Raw genomic sequence first — 12,113 nt, forward strand, 5'->3', positions numbered from 1 at the left:
CTTAAACTCCGTCAATTGCCCGCGCCCCAGACGTAACGTCATTTAAGTCCCTTTTACAGAACTGTTACAGTAACATATTGCAACACAAACGACATAATTTCGTGTCTCAAGCGGTTTCGCGCGCGCCCTCTTCGAACTCGGCTTCTGCCGCCTCTATCGCAACTTCCTGTGCAACCTCGAATGCAACGGGCGACGCGGTGGGATAAAGCGTCGACATGGTGCTGGTTTCATCAACAGGAACTGCTGCACGCTGGGTCATCCGGTAGACCGAATAGGCGGCCAACGCGACAAGCAACACGGCGATGATCAGGAAAAAGCCCGGAGGGCCAAACACTGCATCCCCCATCAGCCAACCTGTGATAACAGGTCCGGTAATTGCACCAAGGCCGTTGATAAAGATCAGGCCGCCGGATGCCGCGGCCATGTCTTCGTATTCCAGAAAATCGTTGGTGTGCGCAATCAGCAATGAATACAAAGGGTTGGTCATTCCGCCGATCACAAAAGCAGACGCCAGAAGGATTTCGAAGGAAAAGCCATAAAGCATACCACTGACGGCGCCAACTGCACCGGTTGCCGCGACCAACAGGATCAGGAAACGCCTGTCCATCCGGTCGGAAAACCAGCCCAGCGGGTATTGCAGGACAATTGCCCCAACATAGAACGCCGCCACAAATGCCGAGATTTCAACCAAGGACAATCCGGCCTGAGCCCCATAAACCGCCGACATCCCGAACTGCGCCGAGAACACGCCCCCCAGCAGGAACATGCCGACACACCCCAGCGGAGAGCTTTTCATCAACTCCCGCAGCGTCATCGGCTTGGTAGTATCGAACGCCGGAGTTGGTGAGATCGACAGCAAAATCGGTGCGAAAGAAACCGAAACAAGGATCGAGGCAATCACGAATGTTTCGTACCCGGCAGGGTCGCCCAACAGGAAAAGGCCCTGCGCGCCGATGATACCCAACATCTGAACGATCATGTAAAGCGACAGGGCCTGCCCGCGATTTTCGTTATTGGCTGCGTTGTTGAGCCAGCTTTCCGCAGTGACGTAAACGCCCGAGAAACAGAACCCGATCACCACGCGCCCCAGAACCCAGGCAATCGGGTCTGCCAGCATCGGATACATGATCATCACGGCCGAAATGAAAGACGCCAGTGCCGCAAAGACCCGCACATGGCCAACACGCCGGATCATCTCGGGCGCAAGCCGTGAACCGCCCAGAAAACCAACGAAATAAGCTGACATTACAAAAGACATCTCAAGGGTCGAAAATCCCTCAAGCTGTCCACGAACACCCAGGATCGTGCCCTGAAGGCCGTTTCCGACCATCAGCAACCCCATGCCGAGCAACAATGCCCATGCGCTGGACAGAACCTGAATCATTTGGGCCTCCGATAGGTGCCAACCTTGTTTGAGTTTTGTTCTGCGATCAAAGACCGCTTCCATCGCGCTTGTCTACGACATTCCCTGTCGGTGATGCCGTATGCGCGCCTATCCGGGGATCAAAAGCGACGCATCGCCATAAGAAAAGAACCGGTATTTCTGTGCGATGGCATGGGTGTAAACCTCGCGCATCCGGTCCTGACCCATTAACGCTGAAACCAGCATCAGCAGCGTGGATTTTGGCAGATGAAAGTTTGTCATCAGCGCATCGGTCACATGAAACCGGAAACCGGGATAGATGAAGATATCGGTGTCACCTTCCCACGGTTCGATCGCGCCCGAACGCGCAGCACTTTCGATCAGGCGCAGGGCAGTGGTGCCCACCGGGATGACACGCCCGCCCGCAGCTTTTGTGGCCTGTATCTCGGCAACAGCCTCGGCGCTGACCTGCCCCCATTCGGCATGCATCTTGTGGGTTGTCACATCCTCGACCTTGACCGGCAGGAAGGTTCCGGCGCCAACATGCAGGGTCACATGTGTGACGGCGACACCCCGTTCCGACAAAGCCTGCATCAGGGCATCGTCAAAATGCAACGAGGCGGTCGGCGCTGCCACCGCACCGGACCTGCGGGCCCAGATGGTCTGATAATCCATCTTGTCCTGCTCGTCCGCCGGACGTTTGGCGGCGATATAGGGCGGCAACGGCATTACACCGGCCTGATCCAGCGCCTTGTCGAAATCCTGACCGCTGAGATTGAAGCGCAAAAAGGCCTGCCCGTCTTCCACCCGATCCAGCGTCGCGCTCAGATCGGCGGAAAATACAATCTCTTCCCCCGGCTTCACTTTCTTCAGCGGCTTGATGAGCGCAGACCAAGTGCCATCGGCCTGTGGGTCCAGCAGAGTGGCCTCGATCCCGGCGGAAACCGGGCCTTGCGCGCTGTCCCTGTGGCGCCGCCCGTTCAGGCGCGCCGGGATAACGCGTGTGTCGTTCAACACCAGCCGGTCACCCGGACGCAGGAAATCGGGCAGATCGAACACGTGGCTGTCCACTGTACCACCCCCCTGCGCCACAAGCAGGCGCGCAGAGGATCGCGGGCAGGCAGGCCGCGTTGCAATCAGGTCGTCGGGCAGGTCGAAATCAAAATCGCTGAGCTTCATGACCGCGCCTTACAACCCCAAAAAAGATTCTGCCATATCCCCTCAGCGATCACTGGGAGGAGAGCCAAAAGTCGGTTTTGGCTCGTCTGGTTCCACCGGCGCAGCATTGGGGCCGTCCGAGACCGTTGGCGCAGGCTGACGCAAGAGATCACGCAGAAACAGGGGCGCCAGACCGGACAGAGGGTTCACCGCGACTTTGGGCGAGGATATCGGCCCGGTCAGCGTGTAATTGAACCCAATGACGCCTTCACCCTTGCGGGTAAACACGCTGCCAACGGCATTGAGAAGGTAAATTGGTGAAATCGCCCCCCGCAGGTTCAGCAGGCTGTTCACGGTGTCGATTGTGCCATCAAACGAAAGCCCCATTGACGGGCCAACAGCGCTGCCACTCAGCACTTTGATGTCAGTGGGCGATATCCTCATGCGGCTGTCAATCGCCGAAAAGAAGATCCCCTGCCCGGCCATCTCGTCCAGCAGACCAACAAGGCTGATCGCGTTCAGGATCGCGGCCATGGCCGGGGCATCGGTGATCCGCGTATTTACGATTTTCAGGATCACGTCGTAACTGCCGGGCGCAGCCACCGGTTCAAGCTTGAGGTCCAGATCACCGCCGCGCGCCTGCGTCAGAACCCCGGCTGATCGCAAAACGGCCCCCGCGTCTTTCGACGTCAGGTCAACGGCGCTTCGATTTCCCCGCGGGGTCACTTGACCGGCAACAGCCGCTCCGCCGTTCACCCGCGCTGTGAAAGTGCCATTTACGCCACCGGTTGTCTGGAACGCCCCCCGGAAACCTGTCAGCGCGACAGTTTCGGTGACCTGAAGACGGTCCAGTGCCACGTCCAGATTCGGCCCGGGGGCCCCGCCGCCACCCGATCCTCCGCTGCTTTCCCCGAAGTTTGCACGCCCCATGTTCAGCACTCCGCCTAAGACGCGGATATCCGGGACAGCAGCCCCCCGCCCGATCAGTTCCGCCGGAACCGCCAGCCAGTCCCCCAGATCGAACGAGCTGAACTGGACACGGTCATATTCACCGTTTTCGTGAAAGGAAATGGATGCGGTTGTGCGCAGTCCCGCTGCATTGATCCGCAGATCGTCCACCTTCAGCTGCGCGCCCAACGTCGCGTCCGCAGTCAGTGATCCTGTGGTGTTTGCCTCTTTGCGCCAGCCGAGTTCAGGGATGGCTAGCGCCACGCCCTGAAGGTCCGAAACAACAGACAGTTTCGGAGGAGCCCCAGCGCCCAGACCCAGCGTAATATCAGCAACCCCTTTGCCCGTCAGCATCCCCGGCGGCAGGCCGGCCCTGATCTCATCCATCAGACGCGGGGACAGTTCGATCTGGCCGGTCAAGGTGCTGCGCTGTTCGGTTTCGCCGTCAATAGGCTGCTGCCAAAGTGCTTCTAGCGGAACATCGCCGAACTGACCCAGCCCCTGAATCTGAACACCCGACTGATTGCCGGAAATATCCAGCATCGGGGCACTTACAGAAAATCCCGGTACCAGACGGTCACTGGACAGATTGGCCAACGTTCCGTTGAAGTGAAATTCGGTATCCTGAAACTTTAGTTCTTTTATCAACGGCAGGGACAGCGTTCCGGTCAACGCAACCGTGCCTTTGGCAACGTCAACGGGCAACCCGGCCTTGCTCAGCAATTCCAGCGGTGGTCGGTCCAGCAGCGACAACGCAGAGGTCACGCTGCCCCTTGCCTGAATACGCGCGATGCCGGGTGCGGATTTCTTGATATCCGTGTCAGGTATGATGAAGGACGTCCCCGCGGCATCCACACTCCCCCCGTCATCGGCGACCACCACCCCCTGCTGCGCGGTGACCGTAAACCGGCTGTCGATCAGACTGGCCTGACCTTGTGCATCTTCGATCGGCGGCAGGGTCTTTGCAAAGCGAACCTTGGCTTGCTCGAACCCGAAATCAAGATACAGGTCCGGTTTGGAACCGGGCTCCAGACGCAGGGCGAAATCCATGTCCGACAAAACTCCCTGATAGAGGTTTTCCGTCACCCATTCCCGTGGCTTCGGCGCCAGACGCTCGGGCCAGTAACTCAGAACATTGTCCGAGCTCATCTGATCCAGATGGGCATCCAGCGCCACAGCCCAGCCATCGGGACGACCGTGCAAAACCCCGAAGGCGCGCACGGTATGACCCGGATCCTCGATGGTCATCTGGCCAAGGCGCAACTGGAACGGGTTGAACGCCATCTTGAAATCCACGCTGGCACGCGACAGCTGAATCGGCTCCGGGAAAAGATTTGCCGGGTTCACATTGATCCCGGACAAGCGCAACTGCGTCTCCAGACTGTCCAGCACACCGTCCTCAGCCCCTTGCAGAAACGCCTTTCCGTCGGCCTGAACTGTGCCCCAGGCCGACACCACCGATACCTCATTGAAGTCCAGCATCTGGGCTTTCGGGTCATAGGTGAAATACGTGCGAGCAGATTCGAAAGGAACCGGGCGCGTTTCCGGGTTGGGCTGCACCGCCCCGGCCCCCAGATTGAGGGTTGCGAACACGGTTCCTGTGGCCCCGTTCTCATCGACACTGCCCCGCAAAGCCCCTGAAATCGGTGCGCGTAGAACCTGCAACCAGGCAAGGGCCGGGCTTTGGCCTGCTATGTCTTCGGCCGGAAGATCGGTGACCGAGATGCCAAAGCTGGCGGCAGGCGTGCCCAGCACGCTGGTATAGTTGGCCTCGATACTGCTGACATAGTCACGCCCGGCCAGAACCGAAAACCCGGTCGCAAGCCGCACTTCGTTGTCACTGCGGTTCGCCTGAATATGCCCACCGTCCAGAACCCACGACCGCCCCTGCCGCAGGTCGCGGTAATCCAGCGTAATCGCATCAAGTTCGACCGAGGTCAGCGCCGACAGGAGCGGAGACTGAAACACCTCGTCCGATCCCTCGATCAGCTGTGCAAGGTCCGGCGCTTCCTGCACCGGCGCGCTGCCCGATCCCACGGTCAGGGTCAGCGCCCCGTCCTGATCGCGGGTCATGGCGATCTGCGCGCCGCTCAGAATGATGCGCTTGGGCCGGACCTGACCGCGCAGCAAGGGACGCATGGCCAGGCTGGCGCGCATATCGGATACCTGCGCAATCTGCTGGCCTGCGGCGTCACTGATGGCAACATCGGTCAGCCGCAGACGGGGGCGCCAGCCTTCGTGGATGATGAAACTGACGTCTCCAAACCGGATTTGCAGCCCGCCCAGCGCCCGTTCCAGCCGGGCTTCGACCCTGTCGCGCAGCCACACAGGTGCGTGCATCCTCTGCCCCACGACCATGAAACCGGTGAACATCGCCAGAAGCACCAGCACGATGGCCCCACGCATGGCCCACAGACCAGCGGTGCGGCGGCGCGACCGACGGCGCACAGGCTTGCCCGGCTTTGCTTCGTCGTCTTCGTGCTGCTTCAATTTGCTATCCACGCCTTCCAACCCGCACGCGTTGCCCTATGATGAAGGGCAGCCTTTAAAAACCTTTAGCGGAGTTTCCAATGCCCGACGTTTCAGACATCGCCCCCGACTTCACTTTGCCGCGCGACGGCGGTGGCGAGGTGACGCTTTCGGCGTTGCGCGGTGGCACCGTGGTTTTGTTCTTCTATCCCCGTGATGATACGCCGGGCTGCACCAAGGAATCCATCGGTTTCTCAGAGCAGCTTCAGGCGTTTACCGAGGCAGGGGCTCACGTTTTCGGCATTTCGCGGGACAGCGTCGCCAAGCATGACAAGTTTGTCGCCAAACACGGGTTGACCACTCCGCTCTTGTCGGACGAAGGCTCGACCGTCTGCGAGGACTATGGCGTATGGGTTGAAAAGAACATGTATGGCCGGAAATCGATGGGGATCGAGCGATCAACCTTTGTCATTGATAGCGAAGGACGCATTGCCAAGGTCTGGCGCAAGGTCAAGGTGCCCGGCCACGTGGAAGAGGTGCTGGAAGCGGTGAAAGCGATCTAAGCCCCCCTCGACCTGCCGCGCCATCCGGTCTATCACCCGCGCTGACATGCCAAAGGCGGAGCGACCCGGTGCCCAAAACACTGACACAGATGGCGACAGAGGTTCTGACAACAGCGGACGGGCGGGCCAAAACCGCCCTGTCCAAAGCCCATGCCGCCGCGTGGTTTGCCTCCCGCAAGGCCGAGGGTGAACCCATCGAGATCGGCACCGCATCACCGCCCCTGTCCCCCGCGCGCCCGGACAAGCCCGCGCTGTTGTCCCCGCGTGAGGTACCCAAACGGAAACCAGGTACCGAGGCCGGGCGCATTGCCCTGCTACACGCGGTTGCCCATATCGAGCTGAACGCTGTCGATCTGCACTGGGACATCATCGCGCGCTTTGGCCATGTACCCATGCCCATCGGGTTCTACGATGACTGGGTGAAATGCGCCGAAGAAGAATCGCGCCATTTCGAGATGGTCTGCGATTGCCTGGAACAGATGGGCAGCCACTATGGCGCCCTGCCCGCCCATGCAGGCATGTGGCGCGCGGCCGAGGACACCGCAGACGACCTGATGGGACGGCTGGCCGTTGTTCCCATGGTGCTTGAGGCGCGTGGGCTGGATGTGACCCCCGGCATGATCGAGATATTCCGCAAGGCCAAGGCCGAGCAGGCCATCGCCGCGCTCGAAGTGATCTATGCCGAAGAGGTCGGCCACGTCGCTTACGGCTCAAAATGGTTCCACTTCCTGTGCGGCCGCGAAAATGCCGACCCCAAGGATGTGTTTCACGCGCTGGTCCGGCGGTACTTCCACGGTGTTCTCAAACCCCCCTTCAACGAAGAAAAACGGGCCGAAGCCGGATTGCCCCCCGATTTCTACTGGCCCCTGACCGAAGACCTGCCCGCGCCCGGAGACCTCTCGAACTGACACTTCTGCGTTATTTTCGGCAAAATCTCGCCGATCTTTGGGGGATTTCAGCGCCGTTTGCACTTGATTGGTCAACAAACTTGCCCGAACGCCGCTGCCGCTTTATGCAATCGGCGCAAGGGACGGCAGGCACTCACGACCGGTTCCGATCTTGGGGATGAAAGGTAGGGCGCGTGCGAACACGTCTGACAATAAAACTGCACTCACTGCTTGAGAGGCATTTCCCGGAACGCCGGGTCTTTCTGAAATCCGACAAGGACACAAGGTTTATCCGGCTCAGTTCGGAAACTCAGGTGGTCGCAGTGGCCGGAGTTGCCGTCATGGTCGGATGGACAGCGGTTGCGACAGCCATACTGTTGATGGACAGCATCGGGGCCGGGAATTTCCGGGAACAGGCAAAGCGCGATCAGGCCATCTATCAGGAACGCCTGAACACCCTGTCGGCAGAACGCGATTCCCGCGCGCATGAAGCACTGGCCGCTCAGGACCGGTTCAATGCCGCGCTGGACCAGATTTCCGCGATGCAGTCGGAGCTGCTGGCCTCGGAAAACCGTCGCCGCGAACTTGAGACAGGTATCGAAGTTATCCAGACGACATTGCGCGCCACGATGAAGCAGCGCGAAGAGGCGCGCTCAGAGCTGGCCCAATTGAAACAGGACACCAGCGGCTCTGATATGTATGCCGCGGTTTCCAGCGCCCCGGTACAGATGGCCTTCATGACCGACGCTTTGGCGCGGACGGCCAAAGAACGCGATCTGATCGCCTCCAACGCGCAGGACGCGCTGGAACAGCGGGACGATCTGGAACTTGAAATCCGTCTGATGCAGGAACGCAGCGACGAGATCTTCCGCCAGCTAGAAGAGGCGATGGTCATCTCGGTCGAACCTCTGGACAAGATGTTCCGTCAGGCCGGAATGCCCACCGATCGCATCATCGAAGAGGTCCGGCGCGGATATAGCGGTATGGGCGGTCCGCTGACCCCTTTATCCCTTAGCACACGCGGCGAAGAAGACGAGCTTTCGCCCGAAGAAGTCCGCGCAAACACGTTGCTGCGCCAGATGGATCAGCTGAACCTGTACCGGATTGCTGCGGAAAAGGCCCCCTTCGCCAATCCCGTACATTCTGCCGTGCGTTTCACCAGTGGCTACGGCAACCGGCGTGACCCCAAGTCCGGTGGTCGTCGGCAGCATAACGGTGTCGATTTTGCGGGACCGCAAGGCACCGATATATTCGCGACCGCTGATGGTGTGGTCACGCATGCCGGCTGGCAATCAGGCTTCGGACGCCTTGTGAAGATCAAGCACGCGTTCGGAATTGAGACACTTTATGCTCATAACACCAAGATCAACGTAAAGGTCGGCCAAAGGGTCTCGCGCGGGGATCATATTGCTGATATGGGTAACACCGGACGGTCCACCGGCACGCATCTGCACTACGAGGTGCGCGTGAACGGAAATCCCGTAAACCCAATGACTTACATCAAGGCTGCGAAAAATGTTTTCTAAAAGCAAAATCAACGAGCCCGCACCCAAAGCACCCGAGGCGGCCAAACCAGCCGCTCCGGCGACCCCAGCGGCTCCTGCTCCGGCTGACGCGAAACCTGCAATGGCACCCAAACCCAAGCCGCCGGCCTCGGTTCTGTCCTCGGATCTGCACATCACCGGCAACATCAAGACCAGCGGCGACATTCAGGTGGAAGGCACTGTCGAAGGCGACATCCGCGCCCATCTGCTGACCATTGGTGAATCGGCAACGATCAAGGGCGAAGTCACTGCAGATGACGTTGTGATCAACGGTCGCATCGTTGGCCGCGTGCGTGGTCTCAAGGTTCGCCTGACCTCGACCGCCCGCGTAGAAGGTGACATCATCCACAAGACCATCGCCATTGAAAGCGGCGCGCATTTCGAAGGCTCGGTTCAGCGTCAGGACGATCCCCTGAACCCTGGCCGCAGTGCCAAAGCCGGATCGAACCCGGCGGCAGAAGTCAAACAGTAAGCAGACTGCACTTCATGTCAGGGCGCCGTGGGGAAACCCGTGGCGTCATTTCTTTTGAGTGTCCGGATGATCCGGGATTCCCGTTTTCGTCCCTTTCTGATCGCGCTACAGTCGATCCATGTTGCTTTTTCTGACGGTTGTCGCGCTGATCGCTGGCGCTGCGGCCTTTCACTTCTGGGCGAAAAGACAATCCCGCCTGACCTTGCTGGCCACGTCGCTGTCCCAGCACCAGCGCGATATTGTGAGCGCTCAGGTGCCGATAATCCGGAAACTGCCCAAAGACTTGCGCGGGGCGCTGGAAGGAAAGATCAACCTGTTCCTTGATCAGGTCGATTTCGTCGGCTGCGACGGGCTGGACGTCACCGAAGACATGCAGGTGTCGATTGCCGCGCAAGCCTGTCTGCTCGTGGTGAATACGGACCAGTGGTATGACAACCTGACGACCATTCTGGTTTACCCCGGTGCCTTCAAGTCAAAACAGCGTCGCCACAGTGGCTATGTCGTCACCGAACAGGAAATCATCCGCAGCGGGGAAAGCTGGAACCGCGGCCCCGTGATCCTGTCCTGGGCCCACAGCCAGCGCGGAGCCCTGAATGATCACGATGGCCGGAACGTCGTCTTTCACGAGTTCGCGCACCAGCTTGATGACCTCTCGGGCGCAACCAATGGTGTTCCCGTGCTCAGCAATGGACAAAGTTTTGGCGAATGGGAAACCGCCTTTCTGAACGGTTACAAGACACATGTTCTTGCCGTGGAAAACGGAAAACCTACAGTGATCGATCCCTACGGCGCGGAAGGTCACGAAGAGTTCTTTGCCGTTTCGGTCGAAGTGTTCTTTGAACGTCCACATGCACTGAAATCCTCTGACCCGGCAATCTATGAACAGCTGTCAAAGCTTTTTCATCTTGATCCCGCTCAATGGCACAGCGGTCCGTTCTGACCCGATTGAGGAAGCGTCGAAAAAAATTCCCCGTTCGCAACAATTTAACATAAGCTAATTCTTGAATTACGGTTAACCTCATTATTGGGCGGAGGATTTTCTATGTCATCGAAACTACTTGCCGAGTTCTTCGGCACGTTCTGGTTGGTTCTGGGGGGCTGCGGCAGTGCCGTTCTGGCGGCTGGTGTGGCAGATGTCGGCATCGGTTGGCTTGGTGTTTCCTTTGCCTTTGGCCTTACCGTTTTGACGATGGCTTACACGGTCGGCCCAATCTCGGGCGGGCATTTCAACCCGGCCGTCAGTTTGGGCCTGATGATTGGAGGACGGTTTCCGGCCAAAGACCTTCTGCCTTATTGGGTTGCACAGGTCATTGGCGCAATTGCCGCCGCAGTGGTTCTGTACCTGATCGTCAGCGGGGCACCCGATTTCGCTGGTGTCGGTGGGTTCGCGTCAAACGGGTATGGTGAGGCCTCACCACAGGGATATTCGTTGATGTCGGCTTTGATCATCGAAATCGTGATGACCGCTTTCTTCATTCTGATCATTCTGGGCGCGACGTCGGACAAGGCACCCGCAGGGTTCGCTCCGATTGCCATCGGTCTGGCGCTGACCCTGATCCACCTGATCTCAATCCCGGTGACGAATACCTCCGTCAACCCGGCGCGCTCAACCGGCGTTGCCCTGTTTGCCGACGGCCCTGCACTGGCTCAGCTCTGGCTGTTCTGGGTAGCCCCCCTGATTGGCGGCGCAATCGGTGCCTTGATCTGGAAAGCAATGTCCTCGGATGACTGATCCGCGCGGGAAAGGTAATTATCCCGTTTATTGAAAAACACGGTATCCTTCCGCTTAACCTGGCTTGGTTACGGCCTTTGGTTCAACGGGAGGATACAATGAAGACATTAACCACAGCATTTTTTCTAAGCTGCGTCGCGACGGCAGGCTGGGCCGAAGACAAATGGCTGAGCATCCCGCAAGCCCCCCAGATGCCCGCCGCCACCGAAGCGGGCACGGCAGAGATCAACGGCATCGACATGTATTACGCCACGTATGGCGATGCGGGCGGCACCCCGGTTCTGATGATCCACGGTGGGCTTGCCCATGGCGATGTCTGGGCCGCGCAGGTTGCCGACCTGTCCCAGGACCACAGGGTAATCGTGGCGGATACGCGCGGGCACGGACGGTCCACCAACGATGGCAGCCCCTATTCCTACGCGTTGTTGTCGCAGGATTATCTGGCGCTGCTGGATCATCTGGGGGTCGATCAGGTGCACTTGGTCGGCTGGTCCGACGGGGCAAATATCGGGTATTCAATCTCGACCACCAACCCGGATCGGCTGGCCAGTCACTTTGCCCATGCAGGCAATGTCACGCTGGACGGGATCGATCCTTCGGTGGAAACCAACGAGGTGTTTGGCACTTATGTGGGCATGATGGCCCAAGATTATGCGGCCAAGTCCCCGACTCCTGACGGGTTCGAGGCATTCCTTGGTGGCGTTGCCGCCATGTGGGGCACCGAAAAACCCGGTGGGCTTGAGGCGCTGTCATCGATCACCGTCCCGACACTGGTGGTTCAAAGCGCACATGACGAGGCCATTCTGATGGCGCATTCACAAGCAATTGCTGACGCGATTCCGGGCGCCAAGTTGCTTGTTCTGGATGATGTCAGCCACTTTGCATCTTTTCAGGATCCCGGTGCCTATACCCGTGCCATCCGCGATTTCATCGACCAATAGGCCAAAGAAAAAGCCCGGCGTTTGAGCCGGGCTAAA

10 protein-coding genes are annotated in these 12,113 nt (G+C 59.1%); 7 read left to right on the forward strand and 3 right to left on the reverse strand.

What is annotated here, in order from left to right:
- Positions 1-106 precede the first annotated feature (106 nt).
- The 3 genes from ACR0D9_RS06380 to ACR0D9_RS06390 form a co-directional block, all read right to left on the reverse strand.
- Positions 107-1,384, reverse strand: a complete 1,278-nt coding sequence (locus ACR0D9_RS06380) for an MFS transporter (RefSeq protein WP_480480448.1) — start codon at positions 1,382-1,384, stop codon at positions 107-109.
- A gap of 108 nt (positions 1,385-1,492) precedes the next feature.
- Positions 1,493-2,542 (reverse strand): tRNA preQ1(34) S-adenosylmethionine ribosyltransferase-isomerase QueA, encoded by a 1,050-nt coding sequence (gene queA, locus ACR0D9_RS06385; RefSeq protein WP_480480446.1) that lies wholly within the window; start codon positions 2,540-2,542, stop codon positions 1,493-1,495.
- Positions 2,543-2,584: 42 nt separating this feature from the next.
- Positions 2,585-5,959, reverse strand: coding sequence for a YhdP family protein (locus ACR0D9_RS06390; RefSeq protein ID WP_480538100.1), 3,375 nt, complete (start codon positions 5,957-5,959; stop codon positions 2,585-2,587).
- 80 nt (positions 5,960-6,039) lie between these two features.
- Here ACR0D9_RS06390 and ACR0D9_RS06395 point away from each other — a divergent pair, with 80 nt between their 5' ends.
- The 7 genes from ACR0D9_RS06395 to ACR0D9_RS06425 all read left to right on the forward strand — a co-directional run bounded on the left by ACR0D9_RS06395 (position 6,040) and on the right by ACR0D9_RS06425 (position 12,077).
- On the forward strand, positions 6,040-6,501 hold the full coding sequence (locus ACR0D9_RS06395) for a peroxiredoxin (RefSeq protein WP_480485316.1): 462 nt from the start codon (positions 6,040-6,042) through the stop codon (positions 6,499-6,501).
- An 89-nt stretch (positions 6,502-6,590) separates the two neighbouring features.
- Positions 6,591-7,409: a ferritin-like domain-containing protein gene (locus ACR0D9_RS06400; protein ID WP_209597550.1), complete on the forward strand. Its 819-nt coding sequence runs from the start codon at positions 6,591-6,593 to the stop codon at positions 7,407-7,409.
- Between the two features lie 173 nt (positions 7,410-7,582).
- The gene (locus ACR0D9_RS06405; RefSeq protein WP_480538102.1) at positions 7,583-8,914 is read left to right on the forward strand and encodes a DUF5930 domain-containing protein; all 1,332 of its coding nucleotides are present in this window, start codon (positions 7,583-7,585) and stop codon (positions 8,912-8,914) included.
- Complete coding sequence (locus ACR0D9_RS06410; RefSeq protein ID WP_209596778.1) at positions 8,904-9,404, forward strand: bactofilin family protein; 501 nt, start codon at positions 8,904-8,906, stop codon at positions 9,402-9,404. The genes ACR0D9_RS06405 and ACR0D9_RS06410 overlap by 11 nt, the downstream gene beginning before the upstream one ends.
- A 118-nt stretch (positions 9,405-9,522) precedes the next feature.
- Entirely contained in the window at positions 9,523-10,344 is an 822-nt protein-coding gene (locus ACR0D9_RS06415; RefSeq protein WP_480538104.1) for a M90 family metallopeptidase, read from the forward strand.
- A 102-nt stretch (positions 10,345-10,446) separates the two neighbouring features.
- The gene (gene aqpZ, locus ACR0D9_RS06420; RefSeq protein ID WP_209503607.1) at positions 10,447-11,136 is read left to right on the forward strand and encodes an aquaporin Z; all 690 of its coding nucleotides are present in this window, start codon (positions 10,447-10,449) and stop codon (positions 11,134-11,136) included.
- Between the two features lie 98 nt (positions 11,137-11,234).
- Positions 11,235-12,077, forward strand: a complete 843-nt coding sequence (locus tag ACR0D9_RS06425; protein WP_480538106.1) for an alpha/beta fold hydrolase — start codon at positions 11,235-11,237, stop codon at positions 12,075-12,077.
- Positions 12,078-12,113 lie beyond the last annotated feature (36 nt).

The sequence above is a fragment of the Ruegeria sp. AK11 genome (assembly GCF_056541095.1).